This is a genomic window from Kitasatospora sp. NPDC057015, from assembly GCF_042673745.1.
GTDB lineage: Bacteria > Actinomycetota > Actinomycetes > Streptomycetales > Streptomycetaceae > Kitasatospora.
The window spans coordinates 1-21323 of sequence record NZ_JBHUSG010000082.1 but is presented as its reverse complement, the minus strand read 5'-3'; the positions used below and the strand labels follow the sequence as shown (position 1 = coordinate 21323).

Here is a 21323-nt window from a genome sequence, read left to right as displayed (position 1 = left end):
CAGGCGCTCAACCTCAACGGCGTCCTGCACCCCAACACCGTCGCCGAGACCTACGGCCGCATCCTCTGCGGCCTCGAACCCAACACCGACCTCCTGTAGCCGGAACCGCGCTGCCCGTTCATGGGGCCGGGGCCCGATCCGGAGCCCCGGCCCCACGAACGCCACCTCCACCGGCTCACCCTGATCCGGAGCCGGGTACCGCGGCGGGGTGTCGCTGTGCGGCCGCCGTCAGCCGGACCGCGCCCCTGCCGTCACTCGAAGCGCGCGGGGTCGCCGGCCCCGCGCCGGACGATCTCCGGCGCGTCGCCGGAGAAGTCGACGACCGTCGTCGGCTCGGTGCCGCAGTCGCCGGAGTCCACCACGGCGTCCAGCACGTGGTCGAGCCGTTCCTTGATCTCCCAGCCCTGGGTCAGCGGTTCGTCCTCACCGGGCAGGAGCAGGGTGCTGGAGACCAGGGGCTCGCCGAGCCCGGCGAGCAGGGCACGGGTGACGACGTGGTCGGGGATCCTTACACCCACCGTCCGCTTCTTCGGGTGCATCAGCCGGCGTGGAACCTCCCTGGTGGCGGGGAGGATGAAGGTGTAGCTGCCCGGCGTCGCCGCCTTGACGGCGCGGAAGACGTCGTTGTCGATGTGGACGAACTGCCCCAGCTGGGCGAAGCTCTCGCACATCAGGGTGAAGTGGTGGCGCTCGTCGAGACGCCGGATCGACCGGATCCGTTCGAGGCCCTCGTGGTTGCCCATCTGGCAGCCGAGGGCGAAACAGGAGTCGGTCGGGTACGCGATGAGGGCTCCGGAACGGAGGCTGTCGACCACCGTGCCGATGGTCCGGGCCTGAGGGGACTGCGGGTGCACGTCGAAGTACTTCGCCATTGGCCGACCCTACGGGATCCGGCCGGTCCGGGCCCGTCTCCGGTCCACCGTCGGAGTGCCGGTGTCGCTGTGCCCGGCCTCCTCGTCCGCCCGCGCGTCGCACCCGCGGCGCCCTCCCGGCGGCTTCGCGCCGCCGCCCGCGCGTCCGTGGGGGAGCGCCGGCGGCGGCCGTGGGCGCAGGTGGCCGGCCACCGCCGGCCGGCCGCCTGCGTCCTGCGGAGGCCGTTCCCGCCCGTCAGTGGGAGTAGACGCCGATCTCGTCGAGGGAGTACCGATTGTCGGTGCCCCGTTCGAGCAGGGTGATGCGGACGTGGCGGGCGTCGACCGGCGCGAAGGCGCGGTTCTCCAGCCCGCCGCCGGCCCCGGTCGCGGCGTACACCGTGCGCCAGGTGGCGCCGTCGGTGGAGACCTCGATCCGGTAGGACTTCGCGTACTGGTCGGACCAGTCGAGGACGGTCCGGCCGACCTTGCGCACCGCGCCGAGGTCCACGCTGATCCAGGCCGTGGCGACCGTCTTGCTGGCCCAGCGGGTGCCGGTGTTGCCGTCGACGGCCTGGCGGGGCGGGTAGGCGACCACGACGGCGTCCTGGTAGTCGGAGGCGGTCGCCTTGGCGCCCGTCGCCAGGTTGGCCAGGTCGTCGCCGCGGCGGGCCGGGAACTCCACGACCTGCTGGTACGTCGGGCGGTTCTGCCAGGCGATCCGGGGGACGGTGATGCCGCCCATCGCCCGGTGCACGATGGAGTCGGCGCAGAGCTGGTCGCCGGCGCCGCAGTACTTGTCGGCGGGGTAGGTGGTGGCGGCGGGCGTGGCGGCGGCCGCGGTCAGGGTGTCGAGGAGCACCTGCCGGCAGGCCGTCAGGGAGCCGCCGCCGCAGTAGGTGCGGTCGAGCGACCCCTGGACGGGACGGCCGAGAACGGTCCGCAGGTCCTTGTCGACGTACGACCACCAACCGTGCTGGAACGCCGACCCCTTGTGGGCCTCGCCCGCGGCGATGCTGCTGCCGCCGCCGCCCGAGCCCTGCTGGCCGCCCGAGGGCGACTCGTTGATCGGGGCGACGGCGGTCAGCGCGCGGTAGGCGCCGTCGCCGAGGCCTGGGCGGAACTCGCCCTCGACGAGCAGCGGCCACCAGGCGTCGAGGATCCGGATCGCCTCGGCGTCCGCGTAGACGCCGTCGCCCTTGTGCGCCTCGCGCCGGTGGGAGCCCGACGTCCGCCAGGCGCGGAGCTTGGCGACGGCGGCGGCCTGCGCCGGGTCGGTGACCGGCGCGGAGTCGAGGACGGCCAGCAGCTCCGGCAGCACCTGGTCGGCCCGCAGGTCCACGGCGGCCGCGTCCTCCATGGCGGTGACCAGATCCGCGCGGGTGACCTTGCCGCGTGCGACGAGGGCCGAGACCCGGTCGTCGAGCAGGTCGGCGCGGTGCACGGCGCCGTTGCCCCAGGCGGAGGTGAAGCCGGGCGCCTGCTTGTTGTTCCAGCTGACGTAGTAGTCCTGGTCGACCGACTGGGGGTGCCGGGCCGGCGGTTCGACGGCCGAGGTGTTGGCGGCGCGGTCCCAGTCCTGCCAGGTGTAGCCGGGGCGGGCCAGGATCGGCAGGTCAGGGTCGGTGCCGGCGGCGCGGACCGGGTCGGTGCCGGAGTTGTAGTAGGCGGTGTGGTCGGCGTCGGCGTAGAACCAGTTGAAGGTGTAGCCGACGTGCTGCGCCGCCTGCTGGAACGTCGCGGCGGAGGTCACCGCGGACGGGTCGTTGAACTCCTGGAACCCGATCACCGAGTCCAGGTCGTGCCGGTAGGTGGCGCGCAGTGCGGTGAAGGCGACCGGCCGGCCGGCGACGGTGCCGGTGTGGGTGAGCAGGCCGTAGGCCGAGCGCAGGGTCTCCAGGTCGTACGCGCCGGCGGCGGTGGAGTCGGCGGTGGTCGGTGCCCAGGAGTTGTGCTGGACGAGCGACTCGAAGGGGGTGCAGACGCCGTCCAGGAGGTAGCTGCGGGAGGCGGTGGTCGCGGCGGCGCCGGAGGGTTCGCAGAGGTCGACGGTGAAGGTGTCGGTGATGTCCTGGTTGGCGGAGGTGGCGCTCCAGGCGTAGTCCGCGCCGCGGCCGATCTCGACGTAGAAGCTCAGGCCGGGGAAGGAGGCGCCGCGGCTGCGCAGCCCGGGCCCGTCGAGTTCCTGCACCATGAGGATCTGCGGGGCGTAGTAGCCGGTCTGCGGGCCGAAGACGGCGACCGGGTGGCCGGAGGCGGTGTGCGCCCCGGAGACCAGCAGGGCGTTGGACATGCCCTTCTTCGCGGTGATCAGGTCGGCGGGGAGCACGCCCTCGGCGGCCGTGGCCGTATCCGTGGTGGCGGCGGCGTTCGCAGCGGCGGCGACGGTGGCCGCCGTCGCCCCGGTGCCGGTGCCGCCCCGGGTGTGGGCGAAGGCGGCGACCGAGCCCGCGTCGGGGAGCGCGGTGCCCACCGGGTTCGCGGGCGAGGCGGCGTAGGGGAACGTGGTGCCGTCGTGCACGGTGGCGGTCGCCTCGGGGTCGTCGCCGGACCGCCAGGCGGCGTAGGCGCGGTCGCCCTCGGCGGTGCCGAGCCGCTGGCGGAGGGCGATCCGGGCGAGGGCGTTCTCGACCTCGCCGCCGCCCCCGCCGCCGAAGATCGCGCCGATCACCGAGGAGACGGCGACGACGTCGGTGGCGGTGAAGGGCTGGATGGTGGAGCCGTGGCCGGTGAGCACGTACTCACCCGGGTAGTTGTCGGCGGCGACGTCCGCCGCGGCGAAGGCGTTGAGGCCGGCGACGTAGTCCTGGATGTCCTGGTAGGCCTGGACGCCGCGGGCCCCCGAGGCGCGCACCCGGTCCAGCTGTTGCTGGAGGTCGGCCTCGGTGTACGGCGCGACGGCCCACAGGCTCTGCTCCAGCGCGCGGTTGCCCGCCGCGCCGCCGGCGAAGGAGGAGAGCTGTCCGCGGCCGACGTGGCGCAGCACGTCGATCAGCCAGAGGCGGTCCTGTCCGGCGGCGTAGCCGGCGCCGAACTCGGTGTCCGCGCGGGTGGTGCCCTTGATGTGCGGGGTGCCGGTGGCCTTGTCGCGGGTGATGGTGACGCCGGGACGCGGGGTGAGGGTGCTCTCGGTCTGGCCGGCGGGCACCCCGAACGAGGCGTCGTTGAAGTAGGCGGCGAGCTGGTCGTCCGTCAATCCGGAGTAGTCGTGCAGCAGGTTGTCGTACCGCTCGACCTGGTCGGCGGAGTGGGCCGGGCGCGTGCCGACGCTCTGGTGGAGCAGGATCCCGGCGAGGGTGGCGTGGCCGTTCTCGCCCGCGGTGAGGATGTCCTGGCACTGGCCGAGGCAGGGGTCGCCGGGGGCCGGGGCGGGGCCGGCGGCCGGGGCGGCGGGTGTGGCCGCGACGGCGCCCAGCAGCAGGGCGGCGGCGGTCAGGGCCGCGAGGGCGGCGGAGCGCAGCCGGCGGCGCGGACGGCGGGCCGGGTGAGTGGCCGGGCGCGGGGACGGGTGGCGGGGCGGAACAGGAGCTGGGGGCACCTGAGCCTCTTCCTTGGCGGCGGAGTGGGGGCGGTCGGTGCGTCCCGGAGCGGGACGCACGCGAACGCTAGCCCCGCTCCCGTACCCGCCGGTAGAGCGATCGCGGAACCCGCCATGGGACCGTAACGCGGCGGACACACTGGCCCCCTGAGGCACGGTCAGAACGGTCGCACGGTGCCTGGCCGGGCCGCGGCTCCCCGCCCGCGCGGGCCGGGGAGCCGCCGTGGCCGGAGCCTCAGATGCGGAAGATCGACCCCACGAACTCCGCCAGCAGCCGCTCCTTGAGCGGCCCCGGCAGGGCGTCGAGGAGCACCAGGACGGGGGCCGTCCGGGTCGGCAGTCCGGCGTTCGGGTCGAGCCCGGCGAAGGCGAGGACGCCGGCGACGTCCTCGGGGCCGAGGGTGTCCGGGTCGAGGCCCGCGGCCAGCTCGGCCAGCGCGGGGTCGACCGCGACGGGTGCCAGGGCGCGGGCGGCCTTCAGCGCGTCCGCGAGGTCGGCCAGCAGCGCCTCCACCCGGTCCGCCGTCGCCGGGGTGAGGGTGAGGTGCAGGTTGGGCGGCAGACCGTCGAAGGACAGCTGCGGCTGGAGGTACCAGCCGCGTTCGCGCATCTCGTCGGCGAGGTGCAGCAGCAGGCTGAGGTCGGGCCCGCCGTCGGTGTCGAGGGTGAAGGCGACCAGGGCGGCGGCGGGGTCGCCCAGCACGCGGACGCCGGGGGTGGCGCGCAGTCCGGCGAGCAGCCGGTCGGACGCGTCGGCCACCCGCGCTGCCAGCGCGGTGTAGCCGTCCTCGCCGACGTGTTGCAGGGCCGCCCACGCCTGGGCGAGCAGCCCACCCGACTTGGTGCCCTGCACGGTCGGGTTGACGACGGGGTAGCCCGGCCAGCCCGCGTGCGCGAAGTACTGGTGGCGGCGCAGCTCGGCGTCCCGGTAGAGCACGACCGAGGCGCCCTTGTCGGCGTAGCCGTACTTGTGCAGGTCGACGGAGAGGGAGGTGACGCCCGGCACCGACAGGTCGAACGGCGGGACCTCGCGTCCGGCGCGGCGCAGGAAGGGCAGGATCCAGCCCCCGATGCAGGCGTCCACGTGGCAGAGCACGCCGCGTTCGGCGGCGGCCGCGGCGATCTCCGTCACCGGGTCGGGCACGCCGTGCGCGTAGGACGGGGCGGACGCGACCACGAGGACGGTGTGCTCGTCGATCGCGGCGGCCACGGCGCCGGCGTCCGCCCGGAAGGTGACCGGGTCGACCGGCACCACGACGGGCTGCACGCCGAGGTAGGCGGCGGCCTTGTGGAACGCCGCGTGCGCGGTGGACGGCAGCACCATGCGCGGCTGCGTGACCCCGCGGGTGGCGCGCGCGTGGTCGCGGGCGGTCTTGACGGCGAGCAGGATGCTCTCGGTGCCGCCGCTGGTGAAGGTGCCCTGGCAGCCCGGCGCGCCGAGCACGGCGGCGACCGCCGCGACGATGTCGTTCTCCAGCCGGGCGACGCTGGGGAAGACCGTCATGTCGAGGCCGTTGACGGTCGCGTACGCGCTGTAGGCGGCGGCCGTGAGTTCGTCCAGCCCGTCGAGGCCCGCGTCGTAGACGTAGGCGAAGGTACGGCCGCCGCGGGTCGGGGCGTCGTGGCCGCGCAGGGCCCGCAGTTCGGCGAGGATCTCGGCGGCGGGCCGGCCCGGGCGGAGCGCGGTGGCGGTGTCCGGCGGCGGTGTGGAGCTCGGGGCGTCGGGGGTGGTGGCGTCAGCCGGCACGGGTGGGTCCGTCCTTCGGTGCGTCGGGAGCGGTCGGGATGGTCTGGATGGCGGAAGTGGCCGGGGCGCTGCCCGGAGCGCCCGGGGTGTCGGCCGCGCTCTGCGCGCGGTAGCGGTGCAGCAGCCACAGGCCGGCGGCGGCCAGCACGGCGGGCAGCAGACCGGTGCCGACGGTGATGGCGGTGACCGCCGCGTCCGGTTGGGTGACGCGCTCACCGGCGGCCGAGGCCCGGAAGCCGCTCAGCGCCAGCACGGCGGCGAACAGCCCGGCGCCCACGGCGAGGGCCAACGTCTCGGCGGCCGTCCACAGGCCCGTGAAGGTCGCCGCGCGCCTGCTCCCGGTCCGTTCGGCATCGGCCGACAGCGTCTGGGCGAGCATCGTCAGCGGCAGCAACTGCAGCCCCGCGTAGGCGACTCCGACCACGGCTGCCGCACCGTACGCGGCCGCTCCCGCACCCGTGCGGCCCGCCAGGGACAGTGCCGCGGCGCCCACCACGAACAGCACCGAGGCCCACGCCTGCGCCGAGCCGGTGCCCCGGCGGCGGGCCAGCCTGGTCCACAACGGCATCACCAGGACGAGCGGGCCGATCATCGCGGCGAACAGCGGCGTGACCGCCCCCGGCGAGCCGATCGTGTACGTGGCGAAGTACTGCACGCCGGCGAGCATCACGCCCACCGCCAGGGCCTGCACCGTCCACATGCCCGCCAGGTAGCGGAACGCCCGGTTGTCGCGGACGGCGGCGAGCTGCGCGCGCAGCGAGGGCTCGGTACGGCTGCGGGCCACCGCCGGCGCCCGCCGGGTGCTGCGCCAGGCACCGAACATGCCGGCCGCCAGCAGCGCCGCCACCGCCACCCCCATCAGCCGGTAGCCGCCCGGGCCGTCGCCGCCCGCGTGCGCGATCGCCGGTGCGAGCGCGCCGGACAGCAGGATCGCCGCGCCGAGGAAGCCCACCCGCCAGGCGAGCATCCGGCCGCGCTCGCCCTCGTCCTCGGTCATCTCGGCGGGCATCGTCACGTACGGCACCTGGAAGACCGCGTACGCCGTCGCCGCCAGCAGGAACAGCACGGCGACGTAGCCGGCGGCGGCCGCTCCGCGCAGCGGCGGCGCGGCGAACAGCAGCGCGAACAGCGGCGGCAGGGTGCAGGCGCCGATCAGCAGGAACGGCCGGCGCGGGCCCGCCCGCCAGCCGCTGCGGTCGGACAGGGCGCCGACCAGCGGATTGACCAGCACGTCCCAGGCCTTCGGCAGGAACACGGCCGCGCCCGCGACGGCCGCCGGCACGGCGAGCACGTCCGTCAGGTAGTACAGCAGGATCAGGCCTGGCACCGTGCCGAACGTGCCGGTGGCGAGCGACCCCAGGCCGTAGCCGATCCGCACCACGGCGGGCAGCGGCGCCGCGCCCGGCGTGCTCGCCGGCGCGCGGGTGTCCTCGGCGGCGCTCATCGGGCCCCGCCCGCCGCCACCAGCGCGCGGACGCGGGGGAGCACCTCTTCGCCGACCCGGTACGCCTCCTCCAGGTGCGGGTAGCCCGACAGCACGAACTCCTCGATGCCGAGGTCCGCGTACTCGGCCAGCCGCCGCGCGACCTCGTCGTGCGAGCCGACCAGCGCGGTGCCGGCGCCCTCCCGGACGAGACCGACCCCCGCCCACAGGTTCGGGGCGATCTCCAGCGACGCCGAGTCCGCGCGGCCGCCGTGCAGGGCCGCCATCCGGGCCTGCCCGGTGGAGTCCATCCCGGCGTACCGCAACTGCGCCGCCCGGACGGCCTGCGGGTCCATCCGGGCCAGCATGCGGTCCGCCTCCGCCCACGCCTCGGCCGACGTGTCCCGCGCGATGACGTGGATGCGCAGCCCGTGCCGCAGCACCCGGCCGTGCCGCGCGGCGAGGCCGTCCAGCCGCTCGACGCGCTGTGCCAGCGCCTGCGGCGGCTCCCCCCAGTACAGCTGGACGTCGGCCCGGCGGGCCGACACCGCCTCGGCCGCCGGGCTCGCCCCGCCGAAGTACAGCGGCACGGGATGCTCCGTCGCCGGGTCGACCAGGGCGGCTCCCTCGGTGCGCACGTACCGGCCGTCGAGGTCGCCGCCGCGGCCGGCCAGCAGCTCGCGCAGTACGGCCATCACCTCGTCGGTGCGGTCGTAGCGTTCGTCGTGGGCCAGGGCGTCGCCGTAGGCGCGCTGCTCGACCGGGTCGCCGCCGGTCACCACGTTCAACCGCAGCCGGCCGCCGGCGAAGCGGCGGAACGCGTCCGCCTGCTGGGCCAGCAGGGTCGGGCTCGCGAAGCCGGGCCGGAACGCCACCAGGAAGGCGATCCGGTCGGTGTGCTGGGCGACGGCCGTCGCGATGATCCACGGGTCGACGCAGCCCAGGCCGACCGGCGCCAGCAGCGCCGTGAAGCCCACCTGCTCGGCGGCCCGGGCGACCTGCGTGAGGTAGCCGACGTCGGCGCGGCGCCGGGTCGCGGCGAGGGTGCGGCCCTGCACGGCGGTCACGCCGCCCGGATCGCGGCCGTCGCCTCCGGTGGGCAGGAACCAGTGGAACACCAGGTCCCCGGTGCGGGCTGGCAACTGGTCGGGCACGACGGCTCCTCACCGGCGGCGCGCCGTGGCACGCCCCGGGTACGCGGGGACCGGCCGCGAACGGCCGGTGGAAGGACGGCGGGGTGACGGGGTGGTGACGGGGTACTGCGAGGGGGACAGCGGGGTGGCGGAGCGGAGCCGGGTGTGCGGCGGTCGCCGCGTCGTGGCGCCGAGTGGCTGGGCGGGATCCGACGCCGGTCCGGTCGGCCGACCCGTTGTCCGGCCGGTGGCCGGTGGCCGGTGGCCGGTGGCCGCCGGCCGGCGACGCCAGGCCCGGCCGCCGCGGCGCTGACCGCCGCGCAACCGTCAGAGGCGGGGAAGACAGCGACAGGAGCGACAGCGGTGCAGGCGACAGCGGTGCGGTCGGCGCGTGGCCCGGCAGCCGTCCACACCGCCGCAGCGGAGTACGGAGGCTTCGGGGGCCGCGGTTGCGCCTGGCATGGCACAGATCATGAACGACAACCCCGGCTCCCGACAAGGGCCTCCCCGGCATCGGGCCGTCGGGCGGGTGGCGGGCGGCCCCGGCGGCGTCCTGTGGCAGGCTGGTGGCCCATGGACGACGACGCGACGGGCGACGGCGAAACGGACGACCGCGACGCGGGCGAGCGGCCGGCGGCCGTCCCGCTCCTGGTGGTGGACGCCGCCAACGTGGTGGGCTCCGTTCCCGACGGCTGGTGGCGGGACCGCCTCGGCGCGGCGGAGCGGCTGCGCGACGCCCTGGTCACCGTCGCCGCCCGGGGCGTCACCGGCGGGGAAGGGGCGCCGCCGTGGTGCCGTACCGGCCCGCTGGAGGTCGTGCTCGTGGTCGAGGGCGCGGCCCGGGGCACGGCGGAGGTGGCACAGGTGCGGGTCGTGGCCGCGTCCGGCAGCGGGGACGACCGGATCGTCGGCGTCGTCGAGCGCGCCGTGGCCGCCCACCCGGGACGGCGCTGCCTGGTCGTCACCGCGGACCGCGAGCTCCGCTCCCGGGTGGCCGCCCACGGCGCGCTCGTCACCGGCCCGCGCGCCGTCTGGCCGGTGTAGCGCCGCCGGGTCGGTGTAGCGCCGCCTGCCGGGGCCGGCGCCCAGAAGTCGACCGCAGCCCGGTCGGGCTGAGGGCCGCATCGGAGAGGCCGGGCCGGGTCCCTCCCGCCGGTCGGGCCGGTTCTGAGGCTTTCACGGGACGGTGGTTGACGCCGCGTCGGCGACCGCCAGGGCACGCCGGCGGAACTCGGCGGCGGCCTCGGGCTGACCGTCGGCGTCGAGGGCGTCGGCGGCGAGCAGGTAGGCCCTCGTGAGGGCCGTCCCGTACCGGGCGGGACGGTCGTCCAGGTGGGGGCCGACCGCCTGCACGGCGGCGGCCGCGTCCCGCCATGCCCCGGCCACGTCCCCCGGAAGAAGCGACAGTCCGCGCTCCGTCAGTACCACCGCCAGTTTGACGCGCGAGGCCACCATGTTCGGGTGCCTGGATCCCACCACCGGTTCCTTCACCAGGGAGTCCAGCAGGGCGATGGCGTCGTCGGTGCGTCCGACCTGGTGGTAGCAGTAGGCGAGGTTGTGGCGGGTGACGTGGGTGTCGGGGTGCTCGGGGCCGAGCAGGCGCTCGGTGTCGGCCACGACGTGTTCCTGCAGCGTGATGGCGTCCTCGATGCGTCCGGCCTGCCGGTAGGAGCTGGCCAGGTTGTGCCGGGTGACGTGGTTGTCGGCGTGGTCGGGGCCCAGGATGCGTTCGCGGTCGGCGAGGACGCGCTCCTCCATGGTGATCGCCTCGTCGGTGCGTCCTGCCCGCCGGTAGGAGTTGGCGAGGTTGCCACGGGTGGTGAGGGTCTCGGGGTGGTCGGGGCCCAGGAGGCGTTCGCGGTCGGCCACCACCCGCTCCAGCAGCACGGTGGCGTCGTCGGTGCGTCCGACCAACTGGTAGGACGCGGCCAGGTTGTGGCGGGTGGTCAGGGTGTGGGGGTGGTCGGGGCCGAGGAGGCGTTCGCGGTCGGCGAGGACGCCTTCCTCGACGGCGATGGCGTCGGCCATGCGCCCCGCCTGCTGATAGGAGTGCGCGAGGTTGTGGCGGGTGGTGAGGGTGTCGGGGTGCTCGGGGCCGAGCAGGCGTTCGCGCTCGGCCACCACGCGTTCCTGCAGCGTGATGGCGTCGTCGGTGCGTCCTGCCTGCCGGTACGAACCGGCGAGGTTGTTGCGGGCGGTGAGGGTGTGGGGGTGGTCGGGGCCGAGGGTGCGTTCCCGGTCGGCCAGGACGCGCTCTTCGAGAGCGATCGCGTCGGCCGTGCGCCCGGCCTGGTGGTAGGAGGAGGCGACGCCGCTCTGGAAGGCCAGGGTGTCGGGGTGCTCGGGGCCGAGGAGCCGGTCGGCGGTGGCGGCGAGCTGCTCCCAATGGCGGATGCCGGCGGTCTGCAGGCCCGCCTCGTGGAGGCTGAAACCCGAGCGGAAGAGGACCGAGTACCCTGTGCCGGGCTGCTCCCAGAGCCGGTCGCCGGCATGGTCGGCGAGCGTGTCGGTGCTGAGGCGCAGGACGGCTGCGAGGTCGCGGTCCAGGTGGTCTTCCTTCGGCCAGAGGGCCACGAGGGCGTCCGCTGCCGTGCCGTAGGGGCGTTGTCCGGCGGGGACGGTGTCCAGGGTGGCCCGGGCGGTGAGCGCGTGGAGCGTCACCTGCCGGTTCCGCTCCTCCGTGAGGGTGACGAGACTGTAGTTGTGCAGGACGGCGAGCGCATCGAGCGCGTCGTCCACCCGAACCCGCAGCACACCGTCCCCGCCCTCGTCCGCTTCCGCCGGGCGACTGCCGTCCACCGCCGTTGTGCGGGCGCCGGTGAGGTAGTCCAGTACGGGGGTGGTGGCCCAGAGGTCCTCGGGATGCCCGGCCGGGTCGAGGAGCGCGGTCAGGCTCAGTGCGGGGACGGCCAGTGGCTCCTCCTGCCGGGCGGCGTCGAGGGAGAGCAGGAGGGCCGCGGTGACGGATCGCTGGTAGCCGTCGACGCCCGTGCGCGCCGGTAGGACGTCCTCCAGGGTCTGGGCGCGGTCGTGGAACAGCCGCAGGTATCGGCCGGCGCTGCGCCGGCGGCGGATCAGGTAGGCGGCGGCGTAGGCGAGTGCGAGGGGCAGATGTCCGAGTGCCTCGGCGAGGTCGGCGGTCGTGTCGTCCAGCAGGTGTGCGCAGCGGGCCGCTTCGAGGCGCTGGCGCAGGTAGGCAGCTGATTCGCGGGCGGAGTAGACGCCGACGTCGACGAGCGCGCGTCCGGCGTCGCTGGCCTCGGCCCCGCGCAGGCGGGTGGTGGCGATGACCCGTCCTCGTCCGCCGCGGCTCGTGCCGGGCCACAGACCGTCGGGGGTCTGCTCGGTGGCGTTGTCGAGGACGACCAGCCAGGACCTGTCGGTGGTGGCGAGCCACCTCAGGAACGCGTCCGCATCCTGCTCGACCTCTTCCGGGCGCCCGGCTGCCCCGGGTGCCCGGACCTGCCGTGCGGCGTCCGCGTACGCGGCCAGCACACCGGCCGGCTGGGTCGCGTCGGCCCAGACCACCAGGTCGGTGCCCGCGTCCAGTGCCTGCCGGGCGTAGGAGGCGGCGAGCTGGCTCTTGCCGACGCCGCCCTGACCGGCCAGCACCTGGGACAGCACCACGGTCCCGGACCTCTCGCGGGCACTGTCGACGGCCTTGCGCAGTTCGGTCCGGGTCTGGAAGGCGCTGGCCTTCGGCGGGACCGTGCCGACCAGCACCGGCCACTGCACCGGGGCGGGGGCCGCCTCCTGACGGAGGTGGATGTTGACGTCCCGGCCGGCCTGGAAGAGCCGGGCGTTGCCGGAGGCGGTGCCGTGCAGTTCGGTGTGCCCGACGCGGCTGCCCGTGCCGATCGCCGCATCGGAGACGTCACTCCCGGCCGCACCCTCGCGGGGCACCCTGTCCCTGGACGGCGCTCGCGGACCCGGTGGCGCGGCCGGTCCGGGGATCGTCGCCCGGGGCGTCCCGTCGTCGCCGGGAGCCGCGCTGCGAAGGTTTTCGTCGCCGCCCGGGGCCGGGGTGGAGGGCCGCGTCATGTGCGAGGTCCGCTCGGGTCGGTGCCGACGCCGGCGACGGTGATCCCGGCCGCGCCCCGGTCCGCCGCCCCGGACCGCCGTACCCGATGTCGCACCGACATCACTCCCAACTCCCCACCGGCAGAGCCCCCGTGGCTGGGATTGTGCCACCCGCAGGCCCGCTGCCGCGGCTGAACGCGCACACCGCGCCGGCAGCGATCCGCCGGCATCCGGTCGAACGGGAACCGGTCTGATGCGGTGCCGCGGTGCGAGCCCGTCGCACCGCGGCACCGGCAGTCGTTCAGGGGTCTGGGATCAGAGCAGGACGAGGAGGTCGAGCTGCCCGTCGGGCCGCGTGGTGACGGTCGCCTCGCCCGGCCCCTGGGCGGGGTTGAGGTTGAGGTAGTTGGCGGCGGCGTCCGCGTCCGGCTGGATGACGTGGCGCCAGGTCTTCGTCGCCGCGTCCTGACTGGCAAGCGCCTTCTTGGTCTCGGCGGCGGTCGCGCTGAGCTGGGTCATGGGTCACTCCTTCGCATGGTGGGCTGAGGTCGGCGCCCGGATCGGGCGACGGTCGGAAGCTACCACCGGTAGTGGGTCGTATACCTACAGACACGGTGACGGTTCGACTCCGAGTGGAATTTCAGCCCTGTCGGGCCCGGGGACTCCACCTGCACTCCCACTCCGCACTCCCGCCCCGCCGGGGGAGTCGGCCTGATCCGTCACGGCCTGACGCACCGGCGGCCGGCCGTGACGGGGCGCGCTGTCTCAACGCCAGGGCCGCCCGGCTGCACGAGCGCGTACGGACCACGGACGGCCGGGCCGGCCCGGTCCGCCGTGCACCGGCGGTGCCGGCCGCAGTCGCCACCGGGTGGCTGCGGTCGGCCCGACCTGGTGGGGGCTCGGCCAGCCCTTGGCACGATTCGGCCGGGGCCCGGCTAGCGCACCCGGACGTACTGGTCGCCCTTGAAGAAGTACAGGTCACCGGTGCCGCCGGGGACGCGGCAGGCGTCGTCGAGGCCCTTGGCGAAGACACCGTCGACCCCCCAGACCGACGCCAGGCTCTTGGGCCCGGAGGTGATCTTCTCGTCGCGGGTGCGGTAGAGCACGTACTGGTCGCCCTTGAACAGGTAGAGGCTGGTGGGCTCGCCGGGCACGCTGCAGGCCGCGCTGATTCCGGTGGCGAAGGCGGTGCCCTTCAGACCGGCCCAGCCGTCCGCGAGGCTCTTGGGCCCGGAGGTGATCTTCTCGTCGCCGGTGCGGTAGCGCAGGTACTGGTCGCCCTTGAACAGGTAGACGTCGGTGGTGTTGTCCGGGACGAGGGAGGCCGCGTCGATGCCGGAGGCGAAGGCGGTGCCCTTCAGGCCCGACCAGCCGGCCGTGAGGCTCTTGGGCCCGGAGGTGACCTTCTCCTCGCCGACCCTGTAGCGCAGGTACTGGTCGCCCTTGAACAGGTACAGGTCGGTGGCGTTGTCCGGAACGCCGCAGACGGCGTCGAAGCCGGAGGCGAACACGGTGCCCTTCAGACCGGGCCAGCCGGTCGAGAGGGACTTGGTCTGGAGGGCCGCGGGTGGGGTGGGCGTCGTGGTGGCGGCGGGCTCCCCGTCGACCTCGCGGGTGAGTGTCGAGGTCCAGGGACACCAGAAGCAGCCGGGCAGGAAAGCGCCGCAGGCCTCGTCCAGGTGCTCCTCGACATAGCTGGGGTGGGCGTCGCACACCTCGATGGCCATCGCGAAGAAACTGACGGTGGCCGGGTCGAGGTGGTAACTCCAGCCCGGATTGTAGGGGGCGGCCCGCTTGACGATCCGGCCGGTCACGTGGATCTTCTCGCTCTCCTCGCCGCGGAGGATCCTGCGTGCCTCCTCGATCCTGGCGTCGTCGGTCAGCTTGAAGACGAACTCCTCCGGTGCGGGCTGGCACTTGAACGCGAAGTAGGCCTCGGCCATCACATGATCCTCTCGGTCGACGGTGTGCACACGGCCACTCATCGGTAGGTGTGGCACGTGATCAAACGATCCTTGGCCGACGCGGGTTACGCGGGCCTGGGACGGAGCGCAGAGGGAACTGTCGCGGTGCTCGGGCGCACCGTCATGGTGGGCGACGTGCCGGCCCCGCCGCGCCGAATCCTGTGGCCGCTGCGCACCGGCCACCGTCGACCAGGAGACCGGCGAACGCTGCGGGCCCGAGCCGCTGCGTGCGCCGGCACGTCATCGTCGCTCCGGCAGGAAGGCGGTCCGCGGCCGGACGTTCGCCCCGTCCGGCCGTCCGGTGCCGCGAAGAACTTGATGACGATGCTCACCGGGGCCAAGTGCCAGTTCCACCGGGCCCGCTCTCCCTGTCGGCGGCCGGCAGAAGCCGACCTACCGACCCCAGCTGCTGTCCGCCCACAGGCCAGGATCGAGATCTGCGGCTGGTACTAGGTTCACCATGAGATCGGGTACAGGTTTCATGGCACCGTCCTCCTGCGGTGCCCTAGCGTCGTGCCATGACGATTCCAGCTGGACTGAGACGCGCGGTCCTCCGGGCGCAGCGGGACACCGGCTTTCTCGCCGCCGGTGTGCTGCCGCACCTGGCGCTGGTGCCCGTGTGGGCCTGGGCGGCGACGACCACCGCCAGGACGGGGAACTGGCTCCTTACGGTTTCCCTGTCGGCCGCCCTGGTCCTGCTCGGCACACCGGTGCTGACGGCCGTTCAGCGGGCGCGGTACCGGGTGCTCATCGGTGTGGACGTCCCCCGGCTCACCCCCGCCGCGCCGGAACGACGGACGTGGGCCTCGACCGCCCGGTGGCTCGCGGCGACGCGGCCGTGGCGCAAGATCGGCTACCACCTGCTGCTGGGCCCGCTGCTCGCGCTGCTGGAGCTGCTGGTGCTCGCGGTGGCGGCGGTGTGCCTGGCGGGCGTCATCGCCTACGCCTGGTCATGGGCACTGCCAACCGGAATCCGCCGGGGCTGGTTCGGCTACCTGACCCAGGTGCCGGCTTACACAGCGGCTGGACTCCTCCTCCTGTGCGCCCTGCCCTGGACGGCGCGGGCAGTGGCCCGGGCCGAGGCGCGGCTGGCGTCGGGCCTGCTCGGGCCCAGCCGGGCGCAGCGGCTCCAGGAGCGGGTCGATCGGCTGGCCGTGAGCCGGACCGACTTGGTCGAGGCAGTCGACGCGGAGCGCCGCCGGATCGAGCGCGACCTGCACGACGGCACCCAGCAGCGGTTGGTGTCTCTCGCGGTCAACCTGGGTCTGGCCATTGCCACCCGCCCGGACCTGTCGAGTGATGCCCGCGAGGTGATCGCGATGGCGCACCTGGAGGCGAAGGAGGCGATCGCCGAACTCAACGACCTGGTGCGGGGGCTGCACCCGGCCGTGCTCGAAGACCGTGGTCTGGACGCGGCGTTGTCCGGGTTGGCGGCCCGGACACCCCTGCCGGTGCGGCTGCGGGTCAATCTGGAGGAGCGGGTGGCGCCCAACGTGGAGTCGGTCGCGTACTTCGTGATCTCTGAGGCGCTGACCAATGCAACGAAGCACGCCAACGCGACGCGTGCGGAGGTGATGGTCCGTCAGGTCGGCGAGGTGCTGCGAGTACGCGTCACCGACGACGGGCTGGGCGGTGCCGACGGCGCCGCCGGCACGGGGCTGACCGGGCTGGCCAAGCGGGTCGGCTCCCTCGACGGGGCCTTCCACGTCAGCAGCCCCGTCGGCGGGCCCACCACCATCACCGCGGAGCTGCCGTGCGCGCGGTGATCGCCGAGGATTCGGTGTTGTTGCGGGTCGGCCTGATCAAGGTGCTGGAGATGGGCGGGTTCCAGGTCGTCGCGGAAGCCGGCGACGCGGAGGGGCTGTTGGCGGCAGTGGCGGAGCACCGGCCCGAACTCGCGTTGATCGACGTCCGGATGCCGCCCGGCTTCACCGACGAGGGGGTGCGGGCGGCGATGGAGATCCGTCGGCGCTGGCCGGGGACTCCGGTGGTGCTGCTTTCGCAGTACGTGGAGGAGCGCTACGCGGCGGACCTGCTGTCTGCGAACACCAGCGGTGTGGGTTACCTGCTCAAGCAGCGGGTTGCCGATGTCGCCGACTTCGTGGCGGCGGTCCGGCGAGTCGCGGACGGGGGCACGGCCCTGGACCCGCAGGTCGTCGCCCAGTTGCTGCTGCGGCGCGACAGCGACCCGCTCGCGCGGCTGACCCCCCGCGAACGGGAGGTGCTCGGCCTGATGGCCGAGGGGCGCTCCAACGCCGGCATCGCGCAGGCGTTGGTGGTCAGCGAGAGCGCCGTGGCGAAGCACATCAACAACATCTTCGCCAAACTCGACCTGCCCGTGGTCGACGCGGACCACCGTCGTGTCCTGGCCGTGCTGCGGTTCCTCGGGGCGTCCCGGGCCTGACCTTCCGATCCGTGGTCACGATCCACGGCTGGAGTACCGGTACTCCGGCCGTGGATCGCTATTTGGCCGAACTCGCCTTACTGAGTTGCTAGTTGCCAGGAGTTTCGCGCAGTAGGCGGTGGGGGTGGGCCGGGTCCGGTCACTATGCCTTGCGACGGCATCCGGCGAGGAGGGTGGCGACCATGTGCTTGGCGTCGGCCTGGTCGTAGTCGGGGCCGGTGATGCAGAGGTTTCCGATGGCGCGCATGAGCGTGTAGGCGGTGATGCCGGGGCTGAGTTCGTCGGCGGCGGCGCAGGCGTCGAGCAGTGTTGCGCAGGCCGGGACCAGGGTGTTGAGCATGAGGGCGTGGAGGTTCTCCAGCCCCGGATCACCGGATCCCAGGGCGGCGCTGAGGCCGTGCTTGGTCACCAGGAACTCCACGAACGCGTCCGCCCAGCGGGTCAGGGCGGTGAACGGGGAGGCCGACTCCTCCAGGAGGTGGGGCGCGAGAGCGGTGCAGGTGTCGATCTGGTGCCGGTAGACGGCGGTGACGAGGTCCGCCCGGGTCGGGAAGTTGCGGTAGATCGTGCCCACGCCGACGCCGGCGCGTTCGGCGATGTCGCGGATGGGGGCCTGGACGCCCTGGTCCACGAAGACCGCTGCTGCGGCCGCCAGCACGCCGCTGCGGGTGCGCTGTGCCTGTGCTTGGCGTACTCCGACCGGTTCCGGCACGGGACCCTCCTTTACTCGCGGAACAATGTTCCGCTAGATTGGCGGAACGGCGCTCCGCCAAAGTATGGCAGAGCCATCCCATGGAGAAAGCGCAGGTCCCCCATGTCTTCTCGCCACCTCGACCAGCGGATCGTCTCGGTCAAGCCCATCACCGTTCCCGCGCCCGGCCGCAGCGCCGACCTGCTGGTGAAGGTCACCGCCCCGCTGTCGGGCCAGAACCTGCCCGTCATCGTGTTCTCCCACGGCAACGCATGGTCCCTGGACGGATACGAGCCCCTCGTCGACCGGTGGGCCGCAGCCGGATTCGTCGTGGTGCAGCCCACCCACCTGGACTCCCGCCGCAATGGCATCGGGTGGGACGACCCGCGCTTTGCCACCATCTGGCGCGTCCGGATCGCCGACCTCCACGCGGTCCTCGACGGCCTCGGCGACATCCTTCTCCAGGCCGGCGGCCTGGAGAACCGCGTCGACCGTGAGCGCATCGCGATCGTCGGCCACTCCTGGGGCGCCCAGACCGCCGGCGCGGTCCTCGGCGCGCGCGTGCTCGACGCCGACGGCGTTCCCGGGGAGGACTTCTCCCACTCCGCGGTCGCGGCCGGCGCGCTGATCGCCGCGACCGGTACCGGCGACACGCTCACCCCGTTCGCCGCCGAGCACCTTCCGTTCATGAGGCCGGACTACTCCACCATGACGACCCCGGCCCTGGTCATCGCGGGCGGCAAGGACCAGTCGCAGCTCTCCACCCGGGGGCCGGAGTGGTTCACCGACGCCTACCACCTCAGTCCGTCCCCGAAGAGCCTGCTCGCCATCGCCGAGGGCGAGCACACCCTGGGCGGCCTCGCCGGCGAGATGGCCGCCGAGACCACCGACGAGGACCCGGCCCGCGTCGCCCTCGTCGCCGACGCGATCTCCGCCTACCTCCTCGACGCCTTCAAGCTCAACGACGCCGCGTGGACCGCCCTCAACAGCGCCGGCGCGGCCGGCGACGGTGGGTGGAGCATCTCCAGCAAGTGAACCAGCCGGACCGCGCTGTCGACCGCGCTGCCGACCGAACCGGGAGCGGGCGGAGCCGGCCCACGGGTCCGCACCAACCGCGACTGTCTGCGCCGACGCGGAATCCGCTGCACGATTCCGAAGGCGGGGACCCGTGCGCGGCTGGGGGCCCTGCCGGTCGCAGGGGTGGAGGGGTCAGGGGCTGACCGCGAGTACCAGGTACGCCGCGAGGACGGACAGGTGGACGGCCCCTTGGAGCGGCGTGGCCCGGCGCGGGATCACCGTCAGCGTGCCGATCGCCACGGTCAGCGCCAGCAGCACCATGTGCGTCGGGCCCAGGCCCAGGACGAGCGGGCCGCTGAGCCACACGGAGGCCACCGCCACCGCGGGTACGGTCAGTCCGATGCTCGCCAGGGCCGAGCCGAGCGCGAGGTTGAGACTGGTCTGCACCCGGTTGTCGACGGCCGCCCGCAGCGCCGCGATCGTCTCCGGCAGCAGTACGAGCAGGGCGATCACCACGCCCACCACCGAGGCCGGGAGGCCCGCGTCGGCGACCGCCGACTCGATGGTCGGCGACACGACCTTCGCCAGGCCCACCACGGCGACCAGGGCGACGGCGAGCAGGCCGAGGCTCGTCAGGGCCTCCCGGCTCCCGGGCAGTTCGCCGTGGTCGTCCTCGTCCAGCAGCTCCCCCTCGGCGGTGACCTGAAGGAAGTAGTCGCGGTGGCGGAGCGTCTGGGTGGCGACGAAGAGCCCGTACAGTCCGAGCGAGGCCACCGCGGCGAAGGTGAGCTGGGCGGTGTTGAACTGCGGGCCGGGCGTGCTGGTGGTGAACGTCGGCAGCACCAGGCTGAGGGTGGCGAGCGTCGCGATGGTGGCGAAGGCCGCGCCGGTGCCCTCGGCGTTGAAGACGGCGACGCGGTGGCGCAGGGCCGTCAGCAGGATCGACAGGCCGAGGATGCCGTTGCAGGTGATCATGACGGCGGCGAAGACGGTGTCGCGGGCGAGCGTCGCGTTCTTCACCGGTGCACCGGCCATCAGGGTCACGATCAAGGCCACCTCGATGATCGTCACCGCGACGGCCAGCACCAGTGACCCGAAGGGCTCGCCCACCCGGTGCGCGATCACCTCCGCGTGGTGCACCGCGGCGAGCACCGCGCCGGCCAGGAACACGGCCACGACGGCCACCACCGCGCCGGGCAGCGACCGCCCCCAGGTCAGTGCCAGGGTCACCAGCGCCAGCAGCGGTACGGTGACGGTCCATCGGGTGACACCTGCGCGGATGCGGTCGATCATCCGTCGAGCCTCGCATCCCGGCCCGCGCCGGGCGGGGTGCGCCGCCGCCCTGGGCGCCGGAGTCCCCCGGGCGGCCCAGTGCGAGATCTGGGTTCTGGTCCGTGGCTGCGCGGCGCTCGGGCGTGCGCGCACCCAGTCGCCCGCACCGCGGCGACTCGCACCGGAGGAACGCCGTCGGCAGGCCGGCCGGCCACGGGGGGAGCACCGGCTGCGGATCGCTCAGCTTCGCCAGGTCGTGAGCGCCTCGGCGATGTCGGCGGCGGTGGCGCCCGGGCGCTTGAGCTCGTTCGCCACCGTGCTCACCCGCTCCTGGTCGAGCTTCACCGCGACGCCGCTGGCCTGCAGGTAGCCGTGCGCGACGGCGACGGCCACCCGCAGGTTGGAGCGCTCCAACCAGGGCAGCCGAGCCAGGGTGTGCGCGAGCGCCGCGGCACGGGAGAAGGGTCCGTCGTAGACGTCCTGCCCGGCCACCACCGCGCGGTGCCGCTCCACGGCCGCGATCGCCACCCCGTAGTCGACCGGCGCCGGATCGCCCACCCCCGCCCGCTCGGCCACCTCCAGCACCCACGCGAGGTCGACCTGCAGGATCACGCGGCGTCCTCGATCCCGTCGATCAGGTCCCCGTACTCGTCCAGCACCTGCTGCGCACCGGCGAGGAAGCGCGCGTGCATGCGGTTGTTGTCGTCCTGGATGAGCTGGGCGACGTACTCGCCGACCGGTACGCGCCGGGTCTCCGCGCCGTGCCTGGCCATCTCGGCCACGGCCTCGTCCATCCGCAGGTTCACCTGGGTCTTCGCCATGCTCTCAAGCTAGCACCTGATAGCAGAGGCCGGGAGGGCTCCGGCGAGGCTTCCGATCGCAGGTCCATGCCGGTGAGTGGCGTCGACGCCCCCACTGAGCACGTCCCCGGACCCGTTCCGACGGGTGGGGCTCCTGCGCCCGCCCAACCCGCCCAACCCGCCCGCCGTCCCCGCCGGCTGCCCGTCGTGCCCGGCCGGAACAGCCCTTCGTGCCGCTGCCCGGCCGAGAGCTCTCGGCCGGGCAGCGGCGCCGCCGGTACGGCAGGCGGGGCAGGCGATCGACGACGAACGCGTCGGCTGCGATCCGGGGTCAGGGGTGCTGGATGTCCTCCAGCATCTCGGTGACGAGGGCGGCGATGGGGGAGCGCTCGGAGCGGGTGAGGGTGATGTGGGCGAACAGCGGATGGCCCTTCAGCTTCTCCACCACCGCGACCACGCCGTC

The 21323-nt window shown here is 74.1% G+C and carries 16 protein-coding genes; 4 read left to right on the top strand and 12 right to left on the bottom strand.

Translation table 11 applies throughout. The features are described 5' to 3' along the window. Window positions 1–251: 251 nt before the first annotated feature. The 5 genes from ACFTWP_RS39960 to ACFTWP_RS39940 all read right to left on the bottom strand — a co-directional run bounded on the left by ACFTWP_RS39960 (window position 252) and on the right by ACFTWP_RS39940 (window position 8713). Entirely contained in the window at window positions 252–872 is a 621-nt protein-coding gene (locus ACFTWP_RS39960; RefSeq protein ID WP_380270104.1) for an L-threonylcarbamoyladenylate synthase, read from the bottom strand. Between the two features lie 235 nt (window positions 873–1107). Continuing rightward, the gene (locus tag ACFTWP_RS39955; RefSeq protein WP_380270106.1) at window positions 1108–4311 is read right to left on the bottom strand and encodes a penicillin acylase family protein; all 3204 of its coding nucleotides are present in this window, start codon (window positions 4309–4311) and stop codon (window positions 1108–1110) included. A gap of 313 nt (window positions 4312–4624) precedes the next feature. Beyond that, window positions 4625–6043: a pyridoxal phosphate-dependent decarboxylase family protein gene (locus ACFTWP_RS39950; RefSeq protein ID WP_380270105.1), complete on the bottom strand. Its 1419-nt coding sequence runs from the start codon at window positions 6041–6043 to the stop codon at window positions 4625–4627. An 82-nt stretch (window positions 6044–6125) separates the two neighbouring features. Then, a complete protein-coding gene (locus ACFTWP_RS39945; RefSeq protein ID WP_380270102.1) occupies window positions 6126–7580 on the bottom strand; it encodes an MFS transporter in 1455 nt (484 codons plus the stop codon). Then, window positions 7577–8713: an LLM class flavin-dependent oxidoreductase gene (locus tag ACFTWP_RS39940; RefSeq protein ID WP_380270100.1), complete on the bottom strand. Its 1137-nt coding sequence runs from the start codon at window positions 8711–8713 to the stop codon at window positions 7577–7579. Before ACFTWP_RS39940 ends, ACFTWP_RS39945 begins: the two co-directional genes overlap by 4 nt. A gap of 552 nt (window positions 8714–9265) precedes the next feature. On the opposite strand from ACFTWP_RS39940, the gene ACFTWP_RS39935 reads away from it, so the two are divergent. After that, window positions 9266–9736, top strand: a complete 471-nt coding sequence (locus tag ACFTWP_RS39935; protein WP_380270098.1) for an NTP pyrophosphohydrolase — start codon at window positions 9266–9268, stop codon at window positions 9734–9736. A 132-nt stretch (window positions 9737–9868) separates the two neighbouring features. Here the strand turns inward: ACFTWP_RS39935 and ACFTWP_RS39930 are convergent, their stop codons facing one another. The 3 genes from ACFTWP_RS39930 to ACFTWP_RS39920 all read right to left on the bottom strand — a co-directional run bounded on the left by ACFTWP_RS39930 (window position 9869) and on the right by ACFTWP_RS39920 (window position 14655). Further along, window positions 9869–12595 carry a tetratricopeptide repeat protein gene (locus ACFTWP_RS39930; RefSeq protein WP_380270096.1) on the bottom strand — a complete coding sequence of 909 codons (2727 nt, stop codon included), beginning with the start codon at window positions 12593–12595 and terminating at the stop codon, window positions 9869–9871. A gap of 432 nt (window positions 12596–13027) precedes the next feature. Next, window positions 13028–13231 carry a hypothetical protein gene (locus tag ACFTWP_RS39925; protein WP_380270094.1) on the bottom strand — a complete coding sequence of 68 codons (204 nt, stop codon included), beginning with the start codon at window positions 13229–13231 and terminating at the stop codon, window positions 13028–13030. Between the two features lie 416 nt (window positions 13232–13647). Beyond that, window positions 13648–14655, bottom strand: a complete 1008-nt coding sequence (locus ACFTWP_RS39920; protein ID WP_380270093.1) for a hemopexin repeat-containing protein — start codon at window positions 14653–14655, stop codon at window positions 13648–13650. A 539-nt stretch (window positions 14656–15194) separates the two neighbouring features. Here ACFTWP_RS39920 and ACFTWP_RS39915 point away from each other — a divergent pair. Beyond that, entirely contained in the window at window positions 15195–16442 is a 1248-nt protein-coding gene (locus ACFTWP_RS39915; protein ID WP_380270092.1) for a sensor histidine kinase, read from the top strand. Next, on the top strand, window positions 16430–17080 hold the full coding sequence (locus tag ACFTWP_RS39910) for a response regulator transcription factor (RefSeq protein ID WP_073928142.1): 651 nt from the start codon (window positions 16430–16432) through the stop codon (window positions 17078–17080). The genes ACFTWP_RS39915 and ACFTWP_RS39910 overlap by 13 nt, the downstream gene beginning before the upstream one ends. A 142-nt stretch (window positions 17081–17222) precedes the next feature. On the opposite strand, the gene ACFTWP_RS39905 is transcribed toward ACFTWP_RS39910, so the two are convergent. Further along, complete coding sequence (locus ACFTWP_RS39905) at window positions 17223–17792, bottom strand: TetR/AcrR family transcriptional regulator (RefSeq protein WP_380270091.1); 570 nt, start codon at window positions 17790–17792, stop codon at window positions 17223–17225. Between the two features lie 102 nt (window positions 17793–17894). On the opposite strand from ACFTWP_RS39905, the gene ACFTWP_RS39900 reads away from it, so the two are divergent. Next, complete coding sequence (locus ACFTWP_RS39900) at window positions 17895–18806, top strand: alpha/beta hydrolase family protein (protein WP_380270090.1); 912 nt, start codon at window positions 17895–17897, stop codon at window positions 18804–18806. Between the two features lie 174 nt (window positions 18807–18980). Here ACFTWP_RS39900 and ACFTWP_RS39895 read toward each other — a convergent pair whose 3' ends face one another. From ACFTWP_RS39895 to ACFTWP_RS39885, 3 genes are all read right to left on the bottom strand, one after another. After that, window positions 18981–20081: a calcium:proton antiporter gene (locus tag ACFTWP_RS39895; protein ID WP_380270089.1), complete on the bottom strand. Its 1101-nt coding sequence runs from the start codon at window positions 20079–20081 to the stop codon at window positions 18981–18983. 219 nt (window positions 20082–20300) lie between these two features. Continuing rightward, window positions 20301–20672 carry a fic family toxin-antitoxin system, toxin component gene (locus tag ACFTWP_RS39890; RefSeq protein ID WP_380270088.1) on the bottom strand — a complete coding sequence of 124 codons (372 nt, stop codon included), beginning with the start codon at window positions 20670–20672 and terminating at the stop codon, window positions 20301–20303. Further along, window positions 20669–20881 (bottom strand): hypothetical protein, encoded by a 213-nt coding sequence (locus tag ACFTWP_RS39885; RefSeq protein WP_380270087.1) that lies wholly within the window; start codon window positions 20879–20881, stop codon window positions 20669–20671. Before ACFTWP_RS39885 ends, ACFTWP_RS39890 begins: the two co-directional genes overlap by 4 nt. Between the last annotated feature and the right edge of the window lie 442 nt (window positions 20882–21323).